General features: G+C 57.1%; 18 protein-coding genes. 14 read left to right on the plus strand and 4 right to left on the minus strand.

Annotated elements, in window-relative coordinates; translation table 11 throughout:
- Positions 1-128: 128 nt before the first annotated feature.
- Complete coding sequence (gene tesB, locus ACVDG4_RS20045; RefSeq protein ID WP_447236414.1) at positions 129-1,001, minus strand: acyl-CoA thioesterase II; 873 nt, start codon at positions 999-1,001, stop codon at positions 129-131.
- 134 nt (positions 1,002-1,135) lie between these two features.
- Here tesB and ACVDG4_RS20050 point away from each other — a divergent pair, with 134 nt between their 5' ends.
- The 5 genes from ACVDG4_RS20050 (at position 1,136) to ACVDG4_RS20070 (ending at position 4,885) form a co-directional block, all read left to right on the plus strand.
- On the plus strand, positions 1,136-2,374 hold the full coding sequence (locus tag ACVDG4_RS20050; RefSeq protein ID WP_409686433.1) for a ubiquinone biosynthesis hydroxylase: 1,239 nt from the start codon (positions 1,136-1,138) through the stop codon (positions 2,372-2,374).
- A 42-nt stretch (positions 2,375-2,416) separates the two neighbouring features.
- Positions 2,417-3,289 (plus strand): SDR family oxidoreductase, encoded by an 873-nt coding sequence (locus tag ACVDG4_RS20055; protein ID WP_306149193.1) that lies wholly within the window; start codon positions 2,417-2,419, stop codon positions 3,287-3,289.
- A 62-nt stretch (positions 3,290-3,351) separates the two neighbouring features.
- Complete coding sequence (locus ACVDG4_RS20060) at positions 3,352-3,546, plus strand: twin transmembrane helix small protein (protein WP_447236415.1); 195 nt, start codon at positions 3,352-3,354, stop codon at positions 3,544-3,546.
- A 43-nt stretch (positions 3,547-3,589) separates the two neighbouring features.
- Positions 3,590-4,165 (plus strand): cob(I)yrinic acid a,c-diamide adenosyltransferase, encoded by a 576-nt coding sequence (locus ACVDG4_RS20065; protein WP_447236416.1) that lies wholly within the window; start codon positions 3,590-3,592, stop codon positions 4,163-4,165.
- 27 nt (positions 4,166-4,192) lie between these two features.
- Positions 4,193-4,885, plus strand: coding sequence for a rhomboid family intramembrane serine protease (locus ACVDG4_RS20070; protein WP_447236417.1), 693 nt, complete (start codon positions 4,193-4,195; stop codon positions 4,883-4,885).
- A 51-nt stretch (positions 4,886-4,936) separates the two neighbouring features.
- Here the strand turns inward: ACVDG4_RS20070 and ACVDG4_RS20075 are convergent, their stop codons facing one another.
- Together ACVDG4_RS20075 and ACVDG4_RS20080 are read right to left on the minus strand one after the other, a co-directional pair.
- The gene (locus tag ACVDG4_RS20075; protein ID WP_133952768.1) at positions 4,937-5,173 is read right to left on the minus strand and encodes an RT0821/Lpp0805 family surface protein; all 237 of its coding nucleotides are present in this window, start codon (positions 5,171-5,173) and stop codon (positions 4,937-4,939) included.
- A 151-nt stretch (positions 5,174-5,324) separates the two neighbouring features.
- Positions 5,325-6,269, minus strand: coding sequence for a hypothetical protein (locus tag ACVDG4_RS20080; protein WP_447236418.1), 945 nt, complete (start codon positions 6,267-6,269; stop codon positions 5,325-5,327).
- Between the two features lie 89 nt (positions 6,270-6,358).
- Between ACVDG4_RS20080 and ACVDG4_RS20085 the strand changes: the two genes are divergently transcribed.
- From ACVDG4_RS20085 to ACVDG4_RS20125, 9 genes are all read left to right on the plus strand, one after another.
- Positions 6,359-6,901: an RNA polymerase sigma factor gene (locus ACVDG4_RS20085; RefSeq protein WP_209002679.1), complete on the plus strand. Its 543-nt coding sequence runs from the start codon at positions 6,359-6,361 to the stop codon at positions 6,899-6,901.
- Complete coding sequence (locus ACVDG4_RS20090; RefSeq protein WP_447236419.1) at positions 6,898-7,590, plus strand: hypothetical protein; 693 nt, start codon at positions 6,898-6,900, stop codon at positions 7,588-7,590. The genes ACVDG4_RS20085 and ACVDG4_RS20090 overlap by 4 nt, the downstream gene beginning before the upstream one ends.
- Positions 7,591-7,866: 276 nt before the next feature.
- Positions 7,867-8,616, plus strand: a complete 750-nt coding sequence (locus ACVDG4_RS20095) for an electron transfer flavoprotein subunit beta/FixA family protein (protein ID WP_008197339.1) — start codon at positions 7,867-7,869, stop codon at positions 8,614-8,616.
- 23 nt (positions 8,617-8,639) lie between these two features.
- Positions 8,640-9,572, plus strand: coding sequence for an electron transfer flavoprotein subunit alpha/FixB family protein (locus tag ACVDG4_RS20100; protein ID WP_133952772.1), 933 nt, complete (start codon positions 8,640-8,642; stop codon positions 9,570-9,572).
- Positions 9,573-9,708: 136 nt separating this feature from the next.
- Positions 9,709-10,590: a 3-hydroxybutyryl-CoA dehydrogenase gene (locus tag ACVDG4_RS20105; RefSeq protein WP_447236420.1), complete on the plus strand. Its 882-nt coding sequence runs from the start codon at positions 9,709-9,711 to the stop codon at positions 10,588-10,590.
- A gap of 14 nt (positions 10,591-10,604) precedes the next feature.
- On the plus strand, positions 10,605-12,092 hold the full coding sequence (locus tag ACVDG4_RS20110) for an acetate--CoA ligase (protein ID WP_447236421.1): 1,488 nt from the start codon (positions 10,605-10,607) through the stop codon (positions 12,090-12,092).
- A gap of 82 nt (positions 12,093-12,174) precedes the next feature.
- Complete coding sequence (locus ACVDG4_RS20115; protein ID WP_055673057.1) at positions 12,175-12,372, plus strand: putative motility protein; 198 nt, start codon at positions 12,175-12,177, stop codon at positions 12,370-12,372.
- A gap of 342 nt (positions 12,373-12,714) precedes the next feature.
- On the plus strand, positions 12,715-12,972 hold the full coding sequence (locus ACVDG4_RS20120) for a hypothetical protein (protein WP_133952775.1): 258 nt from the start codon (positions 12,715-12,717) through the stop codon (positions 12,970-12,972).
- Positions 12,973-13,014: 42 nt separating this feature from the next.
- The gene (locus tag ACVDG4_RS20125) at positions 13,015-13,227 is read left to right on the plus strand and encodes a hypothetical protein (protein WP_008196545.1); all 213 of its coding nucleotides are present in this window, start codon (positions 13,015-13,017) and stop codon (positions 13,225-13,227) included.
- Positions 13,228-13,285: 58 nt separating this feature from the next.
- On the opposite strand, the gene tlpA is transcribed toward ACVDG4_RS20125, so the two are convergent.
- The gene (tlpA, locus tag ACVDG4_RS20130; protein WP_447236422.1) at positions 13,286-13,948 is read right to left on the minus strand and encodes a thiol:disulfide interchange protein TlpA; all 663 of its coding nucleotides are present in this window, start codon (positions 13,946-13,948) and stop codon (positions 13,286-13,288) included.
- Positions 13,949-13,967 lie beyond the last annotated feature (19 nt).

Raw genomic sequence — 13,967 nt, forward strand, 5'->3', positions numbered from 1 at the left:
GCCATCCAAGACGGTGTTTCAGTGGTTATTCAGCCGCTGCTGACCACTCCGCGCCACCCCTGCCTTAAGCCGGGGTCTTTTGGTTCCGGTCCCGGAGCAAGGTCGGGACGGCGACTTACTGGGCGATTTCACTCAGCTTCTTTTTTCCGCAGTCGGATCAGTCCTTCCTGAGCCGTCGAGGCGATCAGCTTGCCGTCCTGGGTGTAGAGCAGGCCGCGGTTCATGCCGCGCGAGCCTGAGGAACTGGTGCTGTCGGTCGCGTAAAGAAGCCACTCGTCCGCACGGAACGGGTGATGAAACCACATGGCGTGATCCAGGCTGGCCGCCTGGATTTTTGGACTGAAAACCGACGTGCCGTGCGGGAACAACGACGTGTCGAGCAATGTCATGTCGGAGGCATAGGCCAAAACACACTGGTGAATTCGCTCATCATCCGGCAAGGGATCGCTGGCCCGCACCCAGACATATTGCTGGGCTGGCAGCGGTTTTTTGCTGAAATAATGGGTCATATCGACCGGGCGCATTTCAATCGGCCGTTCGCGCTCCCAGTAGCGTTTGACGTTTTCCGGTGCAAACGCGAGGAACTTTTCCTTTAGCTCTTGCTCGCTCGGCAGGTCGTCCGGACCGGGCACATCCGGCATGTCGGCCTGGTATTCCAGCCCCTCTTCGCGCACCTGAAAGGAGGCGGACATGGAGAAAATCGCGTGGCCATGTTGAATGGCGACGACCCGGCGGGTGGTGAAGCTGCCGCCATCACGGATCCGGTCGACTTCATAAACGATCGGCACCGACGGATCGCCGGGCCGCAAAAAATACCCATGTAGGGAGTGGACATGGCGGTCTTCGACCACCGTGCGCGAGGCCGCAACCAGTGCCTGGCCAATCACCTGGCCGCCAAAAACACGCTGCCAGCCGACTTGGGGGCTGCGACCACGAAACAGATTGTGTTCCAGAGGTTCCAGGTCGAGAATATGCAGAAGGTTGTCAATGGCCGTATTCATCGGCGCGGTTCCTGTTAAATAGAACAATGGGGACAGTGGCCGGGTAAGCCGCCAGTTTGATGAAGTCTTGGACGTGTGTTGACGTTAAAGTCAAGATGCCCCAACGGAAACGAGGGGCGAGGAGTTTAAAAGCAATGGCAAGACCCAAAAAGAGCGACGAGATGTATGATGTCATCATCGCAGGCGGCGGCTATGTCGGCCTGTCGCTGGCGCTCGCGCTGAAACAAGGGGATCCGAGCCTCAAATGCGCTGTTGTTGATCCCAAGCCGATGAACACGCTCGACAAAGATCCGCGCGCATCCGCCATTGCAGCGGCCGCGTCACGAATGCTGACCCAGCTCGGCATCTGGGAGAAAATCTCCGATAAAGGCCAGCCGATCAACGAGATGATCGTCACGGACAGCAAGTTGCGCGATGCGGTGCGTCCTGTTTTTCTGACCTTTGACGGTGAAGCGACCGATGGCGAACCGTTTGCGACCATGATGCCCAACGGTGTCATGATGCCGGCACTCTACAAAGCAGCCAAAGCGCTCGGAACAGTGTTTTTTGCGCCCAACAGCGCGGCAACCTTCCGGAACAATCCGGATCACGTGGATCTGGAACTCAACGATGGCAAAGTTCTGAAAACCCGCCTTTTGATCGCTGCAGATGGTGTCCGTTCCAAATTGCGGGACCTCGCAGGCATTCGGACGGTCAATTGGGACTACAAGCAGTCGGGCATTGTGACGACGATCAAGCACGAGCGTCCACACAATGGCCGCGCCGAAGAACACTTTCTCCCTGCCGGACCCTTTGCCATTCTGCCACTGCCGGGCAACCGCTCGTCTCTTGTCTGGACGGAAAAGACGTCCGATGCCGATCGCCTGGTCCGCTCCGATGATTTCACATTCGAGCTGGAGCTGGAGCGCCGTTTTGGTCATCACCTTGGGACTTTGGAAGTTGACGGCCCGCGCCAGGCCTATCCGCTTGGTTTGAAGCTGGCACGCGAGTTCGTGAAACCGCGCTTTGCCCTGATCGGTGATTCGGCCCACGGCATTCATCCCATCGCAGGCCAGGGACTGAACCTTGGGTTCAAGGATGTTGCAGCGCTTGCGGAAGTCATCATTGATGCCCGCCGTCTCGGCCAGGACATCGGCGCATTTGACGTTCTGGAGCGGTATCAGAGGTGGCGCCGTTTCGACACGTTCCAGATGGGTGTCGTGACGGATGTCCTTAACCGGTTGTTTTCAAACGATATTGATATCTTGCGGGCTGCGCGAGACTTCGGCCTTGGGCTGGTTGACCGGATGCCGAGCCTGAAAAGCCAGTTCATCAAAGAGGCATCCGGTTTTGCCGGGCCAGTGCCGAAATTGCTTTCAGGAGACCCGATCTGATAGGAGATGACGTCTCCGCTAGGTTTCCTGGGCAGCGCTTGTATGAACGATCAAAATTCCAGCTATCCGCAGCACCGGTCGATTTTGATGACCGGCTGCTCCTCCGGGATTGGCGAAACATCAGCCCGCCTTCTCCGGGGACGGAACTGGCGGGTCTTCGCAACCGCGCGCAAGCTGGAAGATGTTCAACGCCTGAAGGATGAGGGGTTTGAGTCCTTTCAGCTTGATTATGAAGATCCGGATTCGATCCGTGTGACAGCTGATGCCGTTCTGGAAGCCACAAACGGTGAACTGGATGCCATCTTCAACAATGGCGCCTACGCGATCCCGGGGGCGCTGGAAGATCTGCCCACCGACGGTCTCAGAGCCCTTTTCGAAGCCAATTTCATCGGCTGGCACGATTTGACGCGCCAGATCATTCCCGCAATGCGTGCCCAGAAGTCCGGACGGATTGTGCAGTGTTCGTCTGTTCTGGGCTTTGTGGCGCTCAAATACCGGGGTGCCTACACGGCTTCCAAATTTGCACTCGAGGCTTACACGGACACCTTACGCCAGGAGCTTGCGGGCACAGGGATTCACGTTTCGCTTATTGAGCCCGGGCCGATCGACACTAGGTTCACGCAGAACACGATCGCAAACTTTGATCGGTGGATTGGCGAAGAGGGGTCCAAGCAGTCCGTTCACCGCGAGACTTACGAAAAACGCCGGATCCGGATGGAAGCTGGAGAACCGGGTCCCTTTAAATTGCCGCCAAGCGCAGTCACCAAACCTCTGATCCACGCCATAGAGTCACATCGGCCAAAAGCGCGATACCGTGTCACCATCCCGACAAAGGTGATGGCGATTGCAAAACGGCTCCTGCCGACACGTGTTTTGGACAGGTTCTGTATCTGGGCGGCGGATGGCGAAGAATAAAACCCGGATCCGGCCGAAAAACCTGGTGCAGGGAAACGCGGGAAACGACAAGGACGTAATTGATGGAACAAATCTACGATACTCTCATTTTTGTCGGCATGGCGGCCGTGGCGCTTGTGCTGTTTGCGGGGCTTTTGAACATGTTCCGCAATGGTCCTGCCAATCGCTCTCAAAAATTAATGCGCTGGCGGGTGGGATTGCAGTTCCTGGTGATTGTCCTTGTGATGGGTGGGCTCTACTTCTTCGGCAAAGGCTGACAAGCCAGCTGAAAACACGAACTTTTCTGCGGGATGGGATTTCATGGTCGTACTGAACAAGATCTACACAAAAACCGGTGACAACGGCACGACCGCGCTGGGCTCCGGTGAGCGCCGGCCGAAATACGATCTGAGGATCGATGCTTATGGCACCGTTGATGAAACCAATGCCATCGTTGGTATGGCCCGGTTGCATACCGCAAGCGTTGTTCCGGACATTGATGGCGTTCTGAACCGCATCCAGAATGACTTGTTTGATCTCGGTGCGGATCTTGCCACGCCGGAAACCGATCAGGACCTGGGCTACGAGCCGCTCCGGATCACGGATGGTCAGGTGTCCGCAATTGAAGAAGCGATTGACACTCTGAATGCGGAGCTCTCGCCGCTGCGGTCTTTCGTTTTGCCAGGTGGCAGTGCGGCTTCCGCCCATTTGCATCTCGCAAGAACGGTTTCCCGGCGGGCTGAACGCTTGATGGTCGAACTGGCTGACCGTGAAAGCATTAATCAGGCGGGCATACGATACATGAACCGTCTGTCGGACTACTTCTTCGTTGCCTCCCGTTATCTGAACAACAAGGGCGAAGAAGACGTGTTATGGGTTCCGGGTAAAAACCGCTAATCGGCCCATAGTTTCAGGACGCCAACCATGTTTCTCCCGCTTCACGATCACAATCGGCTGAAACATGTGCCGCGGCCCTATGTCAATCTTTCGCTGATTGCCGCCAATGTCCTGGTTTTCCTGGTGGTGCAAGGCGGCGGCATATCTGAAGGGGCGAGTGCGTCGGTCTATTCCTATGGGCTTGTGCCAGCGGTCTTCTTCGACCTGCGTGATCTAGCCCCGCATCTCCAGGTGCTGCCTGAATGGTCCGGGATCGTGACATACGCCTTCTTGCATGGCGACTTCATGCATCTCTTGGGCAACATGCTGTTTCTTTGGGTGTTCGGCGACAATGTGGAAGATGCGGTCGGCCATATCGGTTACCTGGTCTTCTATCTCTTGTGTGCAGCTGCCGGTGGTTTTGCCTACGCAGCCCTTGATCCAGGTTCTGAAATCCCGTTGATCGGCGCATCGGGTGCCGTATCGGGTGTGGTGGCGGCTTATTTGATGCTGCACCCGCGCGTACGCATCTGGGTGCTCGCGTTCGGCCGTATTCCGTTGCGGTTGCGTGCGGTCTGGATCTTGGGAGCGTGGGTAATTTATCAGTTTGTGCAGATCGCGACATCGATCGACAGTCAAGTCGCCTGGATTGCCCATATCGGTGGTTTGGCGGCAGGTGCAATCCTCATCTTGTTCATGAGGCGACGCGGAGTGGTGCTGTTTGATCGGGATCTCGCGTGAAGGCGATTGATTTAAACTCGGGAACGAGAGCCTAAATCCTCACGCTGGATCTCAAGCAAGCAGCCATTTGCCGGATTTGTTGCGACATGCCGTGCCGTTGTCTTGTCGCCTTGTTCCGGACGCGAGCAGGATATTCTCCCGATAGGCCCGACAATAAACGCCGCTTCGGGTTTTCCATGTGCGGACCGGGGTCACAGATCCGCTGGCGCCGGTTTCCTGGTTCCGCCAGGAACTGGTTTTTCCCGATAAGGATGTTTCTAGAGCATTTTGAAACGTGGCTTCGGCCATCGTTTGATCGGACCGCGCAAGACCGCTGCCGGTACCAGGCCCGACAAGCGCCGAGGCTGTGCATCCGCTGATAGCTGTAACCAGTGTCAGGACCGGGAGTATACGTGCCGCCCTTATATCCACCCGAATTCGCAACGCTTAACCTCTCCCGCTATTGCCACCCCCGGTCGATCGCCTCTCTCTCCTCGCTGGCGGACAAAGGTTCGCCGCCAGGCGCGCTGTTTCCCTGGAACTGAGACCGACCTGGAACCAAACCCCTACTTTGGGAAGCGGGCGATTGTGCGGCAGGAGTAGGTGCAGGCGATTGCTCCGGCTGATTGTCGTCGTCGTTGTCATTTGAAGGCGCCCGTCCACCATCAGCCGCATCTGAGCCTCCGCGATTGCCGCCGTCGTTGTCATTATCTCCGGAATCGCTCTGGGCTTCGCTTTCAGTGCCATTTCCGCCGCGATCACTTCCGCCTCGGTCGCTCCCGCCGCGATCGCTGCCACCACGGTCGCCACCGCCTCTTTCGCTGCCACCGCCATCACTGTCGCCGTCGTTGTCTGCATCGGAGCCGCCGCGCTCACCGCCGCCACGTTCGCTGCCGCCGCGTTCGCCGCCGCCGCGTTCGCCGCCGCCGCGTTCGCCGCCGCCGCCGCGATCGCCGCCGCCTCTTTCACTACCACCGCGACCGCCATCACTGTCGTTGTCGCTGTCGTTATCTCCGTCGGAGCCACCCCGTTCACTGCCGCCTCGGCCACCGCCTCCGCGACCATTGCCGTCGTCGCCGCCCCGGTCACCCCTCTCGCTGCCACCGCGGCCGCCGCCACGGCCTTCACCGCCACCGCCGCCCCGGTCACTACCTCCGCGGCTGTCGGATTCCGCGACTGCGGCGATGGTCGTTTTCTGGTCAAACAAGGGGCTGAAGTAGACACAGGAAAAAACCAGCGCCGCAGCCACCACACCGGGCAGACGTCGGACCATCGCAGAGAGGCGGTCATGCAATGGCGTCTGGCGGGTGTGTTCCATGTAGTCGTTGTCTTTCAAGGCTTGCGCGCGCCTGACAATCTGAAGATTGTTTCGGCTTTCCCCTTTAGAACCCTCAAGTGGGTACATTCCTTCCTGCAATGTAGTCAAAAAATAGCCGGGATCAAAAGTCTAACTCCCGTGTTGTAGAGTTTGAGAGAGGCGTGGCGGAGAACTTCTTGGCCGATGAACCACTGAAAGCGGACATGATCCGCTTGATACCGAAACTGAGAAGTTTCGCGCTGCGGCTATGCCGGAATCCGGATCAGGCAGACGATCTGGTGCAAACAACGTGCGAGCGGGCCATTCGGTCGCTGGATCAGTTTGATCCGGCAACCCGTCTGGACAGCTGGATGTTCCGGATCCTGCAGAATCTTTATTTCAACATGCAGCGGGACACGGCCAACCGCGCAAGACTGTTTGAGAAAGCGATGTTCGATTATGACGACACGTTTGACGGCCAACGGGCGGCAGTTTCCAGCTTGGAATTGCAACAGGTTCGCCGGTTTATCGAGCAGTTGGACGACGACAACAGAACGGTCTTGATGATGATCGCCATAGATGGGCGCAGCTACAAGGATGTTGCCGAAGAGCTGCAGGTCCCGATCGGCACGGTCACAAGCCGGTTGGCCCGCGCACGGTTGAAATTGAGAGACTGGCTGGAAGCCAGAAAGTCGCCGGATGGCGCATCGCAATCGGCATCTACGGGGGTGGTGTCATGACGTTTGATGAAAAGAAAAGCCAAGTGGATTTGGCCCAAGATATCGGGCTGATCCTGGACAATGAAATGCCGCCCGAAGCGCGGGATGAATTGCTGATCCGTCTTCAGGCTGACGCCGATAGCGCAGAAATGATGCAGCAAATGGCGGCAGATCAGGCGCTGCTTCAAGAGGTGTTGCCGCCGTCTGTTCCGGATGCCACCATAAAGCGGATTGAGAGCGTCATTGAACGCGAATTCGACCGCCGGGTGCCGAAAGCCGGATCTGACAGGCACTGGAGCCGCGCCATCGTGTATCTGGCGGCCTCTCTTGTTTTGGTGGCCGGGACGTTTGCCGTCACGAATTTCTGGATGCAGTCCCGGATGGATCAGGTCGTTGCCTCGCTTGCGGTCCATATGGAGACCGAACGCCTTGCCCTTGCTCAGACCGTTCAGGAGGCCTTGGAAACAAAGGTCAGTGGAGAACCGGTCGCGATCGGACAGGATGGAGACTGGTCGGAAATCCTGACGCCAATCAAGACCTACAAGAGCAAAAGCGGGCATTGGTGCCGGCAGTACTTGAGGGAAACCCGGTTCGGGAGCCTGGATATGACCATTCGCGGAACTGCGTGCCGTGATGAAAATGGTGTCTGGACCACGGTTTTTGCCGAGCCCGTGTCAGATAATTTCTCTCCACAAACCAACGGGATCTGATTTTTCCAATCACTTGCATGGCGCTGATTGCCTGCGCCTGCTGCATTTTGCCGCGCTGCCGCAATGTCATGTTTGCGACGCAACTTTTGCAAAGCACGGCAAATTGCGCCTTTAGCCCTTTTGCTGTCATTGACAGGTGCCGCGCAGGTCAGTACCGTCCCGCGCCATGCGCCACGGTTGGCTTGTTTCCGCCGTTTGTGACGAAGCGTTACAGGGCGGGCGCAAGCCCTTTAATGCGGTGCGGTGAAAGCCGGCCCAGCAAGAGGTTGAGACCAAATGAAAATCCTCGTACCCGTGAAACGGGTCATCGATTACAACGTGAAAGTTCGCGTAAAAGCGGACGGTTCCGGAGTGGATCTTGCCAACGTCAAGATGTCCATGAACCCGTTTGACGAAATCTCCGTGGAAGAAGCCCTGCGCCTGAAAGAAGCCGGCAAGGCGACTGAAGTTGTTGTTGTTTCCGTTGGTCCGCAGCAGGCGACCGAAACACTTCGTACCGGTCTTGCCATGGGTGCCGACCGCGGCATTCTGGTCAAAACGGACGAAACAACCGAGCCGCTGGCTGTTGCCAAGATCCTGAAGGGCATTGTTGAAGCCGAAGAGCCGGGCCTTGTGATTGTTGGCAAGCAGGCGATTGATGATGACTGCAACCAGACCGGCCAAATGCTTTCCGCCCTTCTTGGCTGGAGCCAAGGCACGTTTGCATCCAAGGTTGATCTTGGTGACAGCACCGTTGATGTGACCCGCGAAGTCGACGGCGGCCTACAGACAGTCAAGCTGAAGCTGCCTGCAATCGTTACGACCGATCTGCGTCTTAACGAGCCGCGCTATGCATCGTTGCCGAACATCATGAAGGCAAAAAAGAAGCCGATCGACGAGAAGACCCCGGACGATTATGGCGTCGACATCACGCCGCGTCTGACGGTTGTCACCACGGCTGAGCCGGCTGCTCGTGAAGCTGGTATCAAGGTTGGCTCCGTGAGCGAACTGGTCGAAAAACTCAAGAACGAAGCTGGTGTCCTTTAAGGACCGTCGCAGGAGGAAAGAAAATGACAACACTTCTTGTGGCTGAACACGCTGGTGGCGCTCTGAACGATGCGACATCAAAGGCTATGTCCGCTGCTGCGGCTCTGGGCTCCGACGTCCATGTTCTGGTCGCCGGTAAAGGCGTTCAGGCTGTGGCTGAAGCTGCGGCGAAGCTCTCTGGCGCTGCCAAGGTTCTGGTTGCTGAAAGCGATGCACTCGAGCACCAGCTGGCCGAGCCGATGGCTGACCTGATTGTTGGCCTGGCTGGTGACTATGATGCGATCGTTGCTCCGGCAACCGCAAACGGCAAAAACACCTTGCCGCGCGTTGCAGCCCTGCTGGACGTCATGCAGATCTCTGACGTTACTGCAGTGATCGACGCTGAGACCTTCGAACGCCCAATCTACGCAGGCAACGCGATCCAAACTGTGAAATCCGGCGATGCGAAAAAAGTCATCACCGTGCGGACATCCACGTTCGCAGCAGCTGAAGAAGGCGGTTCTGCCGCCATCGAAACCGTTGCTGGCACAGATGGCTCCGGCCTGTCCGAATTCGTTGGCGAGGAACTTTCCAAGTCTGACCGTCCGGAACTGACGTCCGCCAAGATCATCATCTCTGGTGGTCGCGCGCTGGGCTCTGAAGAAAAGTTCCAGGAAGTCATCATGCCGGTTGCCGACGCCCTCGGCGCAGCGGTTGGTGCATCCCGTGCGGCTGTTGATGCCGGGTATGCCCCGAACGACTGGCAGGTCGGTCAGACCGGTAAGGTCGTGGCTCCGGATCTTTACATTGCCTGCGGCATCTCCGGTGCGATCCAGCACCTTGCCGGCATGAAGGATTCCAAGGTGATCGTTGCGATCAACAAGGACGAAGAAGCCCCGATCTTCCAGGTCGCGGATTACGGCCTGGTAGCTGACTTGTTTGACGTTCTGCCGGAATTGAAGGCGTCAGTCGAATAAGACCTGCGGCAAATTGATCACGGACCCCGGGGTGAATATCAGTTTTCGCCCCGGGGTTCTTGCTGTTCGGCGAAAGACTTGCCAAAAATAACGGCAATAAGCCCAGTCGGGCATTTTATTCAGATCGGATATTCAGATGGCAGTCGAAATCAAGAAAATCGGCGTGATTGGCGCGGGTCAGATGGGCAGCGGGATCGCACATGTGTGTGCGCTGGCTGGCTACGAAGTGGGATTGAGCGACATTTCCATGGAGCGCATCGAATCCGGCCTGGCATCAATCAACGGCAATATGGCCCGTCAGGTATCCAAGTCGATCATCACTGAAGAAGAGCGCACGGGCGCTCTGGCCCGCTTGAAGCCTGCCGAAGATGTAGATCTTCTGAGCGATGCGGATCTGGTGATTGAATCGGCTGTTGAAAACGAACAGGTCAAGCGCAAGATCTTCTCTCAGCTCTGCCCGATCCTGAAGCCGGAAGCCATCCTGGCGACCAACACATCCTCGATTTCCATCACGCGGCTTGCTGCCACAACCGACCGTCCGGAGCGGTTCATCGGCATTCACTTCATGAATCCGGTGCCGATCATGGAACTGGTGGAGCTGGTTCGCGGCATCGCGACTGAAGACGAGACGTTTGAGGCTTCCAAAGAATTCTGTAAACGGTTGGGCAAGCAGATTGCTGTTGCTGAAGATTTCCCGGCTTTCATGGTCAACCGTATCCTGTTGCCGATGATCAACGAGGCGATTTACACGCTTTATGAGGGCGTCGGCTCCGTTGAATCCATCGACAAGGCTATGAAACTTGGTGCCAACCATCCGATGGGCCCCCTGCAACTGGCGGATTTCATCGGTCTCGACACCTGTTTGTCGATCATGCAGGTGCTCTATGAAGGTCTTGCCGACACCAAGTACCGTCCGTGTCCGCTTCTCGTAAAATATGTTGAAGCTGGCTGGCTTGGCCGCAAGACACAGCGCGGTTTTTACGACTACCGCGGCGAGGTTCCGGTTCCGACACGCTAACCGGTCCCACCGCCGTGAATCTCGCCCGCTATTGTCTGACCAACGCCAGTCCCGATCCGGACAAGGTCGCTTTGGAAGTCATCGGTACTGCGGGCGAGCGTCTGGAAATCTGGACTTACGCAGATCTGACACGATCAATCCTCTCGGTTGCCAATGGCTTGAGGCTTGAGGGCTTTGAGCGTGGCGACCGCGTTCTCTTGCGTATCGGACACTCCAGTGACTTTCCGCTGCTCTTTTTCGGGTCTATTGCAGCTGGCCTGGTCCCGGTTCCGACCTCTGCGCTGCTCACGAGCACCGAAACGGACACTATTCTCTCTGACTCTGGTGCTGCAGTTGTTGTTCATGACGGCAAAACAGCGTTGCCGCAGGCCGGGACCGCGCGGGTCATTGGTCCCGAGCGGATCGCTCAGCTCAAACAATCTGATCCCGGAGAATTTGAAAATAACGCTGCTGATGACCCCGCGTTTCTAATCTACACGTCAGGCACCAGTGGAACTCCGAAAGGTGTCCTCCACGCGCAAAGGGCTGCTGCTGCCCGGGCGCCGATGTATCAGGGCTGGTATGGCATTCACGCTGATGACCGCTTGCTCCACGCCGGTGCCTTCAACTGGACCTACACGCTCGGTGTTGGGCTGATGGATCCATGGGCCAATGGCGCGACGAGTGTCGTTTATGACGGCCCGCGCGATCCTCAGATCTGGCCCGAAATTCTGACTGCGAGCAATGCGACTTTATTTGCGGCGGTGCCTAGCCTTTATCGGCGGATCCTGAAGTACGGTGAGGTTTCAGAAGGATCTTTTCCAAACTTGCGTCACGGGTTGACCGCTGGAGAAGCTCTTCCTGCAGAGCTCTATCACACTTGGAGGGCGCGCACCGGACGCGAGCTTTATGAAGCGCTGGGCATGAGCGAAATCTCCACCTACCTCTCCAGCAGCCCAACCGTGCCAGTGAAGCCTGGTTCGCCCGGGCGGCCTCAGAGCGGCCGGAAGGTTGCGATCCTCGATGAAACTGCAGAAGGTGACAAGTTTGCGAGGCCGGATACGGCCGGTCTTTTGGCGGTTCATCGGGACGAGCCCGGTTTGATGCTCGGGTACTGGAACCGGCCAGAGGAAACACAAGCCGCTTTCCGAGGCGATTGGTTTCTGACGGGTGACCGGGCGCGCGCCGATGCAGAGGGCTACTACTGGTATGAGGGCCGGGCCGACGACCTCATGAATGCGTTTGGCTATCGCGTTGCGCCGGAAGAAGTGGAACGCACCTTGGTCGCGCATCCGGCAGTTTCTGAAGTTGCTGTAACAACGGTTTCCTCCCGGTCCGGGGTCGACTTGATCACCGCTTTTGTTGTTCCCGCGGACCCGGACAGTTTCGATGAAACCGATCTTGCTGCTTTTGCGGTCGACCGATTGGCGGACTATAAACGTCCAAAGGTTTACCGGATCATTTCTGAACTGCCGCGCACACCTTCGGGCAAAGTGCAGCGCAAGGCGCTTTCTAAAAATTAAACTCGGAAAAAATGCCGTAAGTTTTTGTTAACGTGTGTTTAAGGCGGCGCGGTTAGTGTTTGCCAATCACTAGGAGACCGAGATGGACAGCGTTGGGATCGCCAACACATTTGTAGCCATGACCCAGGCCCAAACCGGCCAGGCGCTTCAGGCTGAGATGATGAAGATGGCAGCCCAGCAAGACGCCAATCTTGTGGCACTTCTCCAGCAGGGCGCTGAGAGCCTTCAGGCCGCTGCCCCGCCCCCGGGTCTTGGAACCCAGGTGGACGTCAGCGCCTGATCAGTTCTTCATTGCAGCTTTGTCGTAGAACTGTGCAGCCCTGTCTGCGTGTCAGCGGTCATTTCTTAACATTTTTGAAGAAACTACCCATTCGGAACCGGAACCATGCCGGTGGCGGTTCTTGAGTTCCTTATTTCCTGACACGTGTCGGCAAGCACCGCATCTGATAAATGCAAATCAAGTCAGTTGCTTAAATCTGATAACTAAAATTTTAATCAACTTGTCTTGGCTTTAGTAGGCTTTCATAAGGCCTCATGCCAAGTAACTTATTGTATTTACTTTATTTTCTCTGACTTCGGCACAATATGAGCTGTTGTGTTTTACGTAACGAACGGTGCCGTCATGCCAGAAGGAATTGGATATGGGGCGTCCCCGGCATTCCAGCCTTCGCTGGCTGTGCCGAGAGGCGACCAGCTTGCGCAGCAGGCACAACAAATCAACGCGCGGCAGTCTGCAGTTGTCGCAGAGACAGTGCAGCGGCAGGCGGATTTCAGTTCAAACCGGGCCGAAAGTCTTGCCCGGGTCGCTGAACAAATCGAGCAGCGCGCACAGACAGATGCCGGCCCAGGGGTCGGCGATGTTGTGGACATAACAGTTTAGAACGCAGAGCGTTCGCCCATACAACGCCAAAGGAGATCCGATATGGCGAGTGTATCAGACAGCACCTCTTCATCTGCAGCCTACAGCGCTGCCGCTGTCCGCAGTGAATTGGCAACCAACGCTGTTCGTGATCAGAACGAACAAGAGCGTCAGGTTGCGCAGCAGTTGGAAGAGTCACAGGCAACGGACGAGCAGGACCGCCGTGAACAGCGGCAGATTCCAGGACTCGGCGAAGCTGTCGACATCACAGTTTGAAGAAACAGGCGGGATCCACCTCCCGCCAATATGATCATTTGGTCAGACCGGTGGCGGATCACGCCTCCGGTTTTGTCATGGACGCATTGATCAAGGCCTTGGCCTCGCCGGAGGCCCATTCCGCCGGACCGTACATGGTTCCAACCTCGCAGCCGTCCGAGCTGATGAGGATTGTTGTTGGAAGCCCCGTGGCACGGGCGACTTTCCGCAAGTCTTTTAAAAGACCATTCTTGGCATCGTGGTAGTAGGCCAGGTTGCCGACCCCGATTTCTTCCAAAAACGCTTTTGGTTTTTCAGGACCGCCGCGGTCAAGATTGACCGCCACCACTTCAAAATCTGCGTTACCGAGCTCGGCCTGCAGCTCATCCAAGGCGGGCATTTCCTTACGGCAAGGTGCACACCATGTGGCCCATAGGTTCATGAGCACAGTCCGGCCCTCGAAGTCCGCCATCGTGATGGGCTGGTCATCCGGGCCCAGGAACGTCAGGTTGCTGAGGTCCAGCGGCTGACTGGCCGGAAGGAAGGCCGCGACCTCTCCCTTGGCATGCGGGGCCACCGCTTCTGCAGAAACAAGGGCGGCCGAACAGCTTTCGCCGCTGCCAATATTGCCATTTTGGCCGTTGATCACGTATAGAGCCGCTACAGCAGCCACTGCACCTGCGAGCCCGGCGGCATAGAGTTTCCGATTGGAGGACTTGGCAGGTTCGGTTGGCTTCGTCATTCGTTCACACCTCGCAAGG

This window comes from Roseibium sp. MB-4 (genome assembly GCF_053005265.1).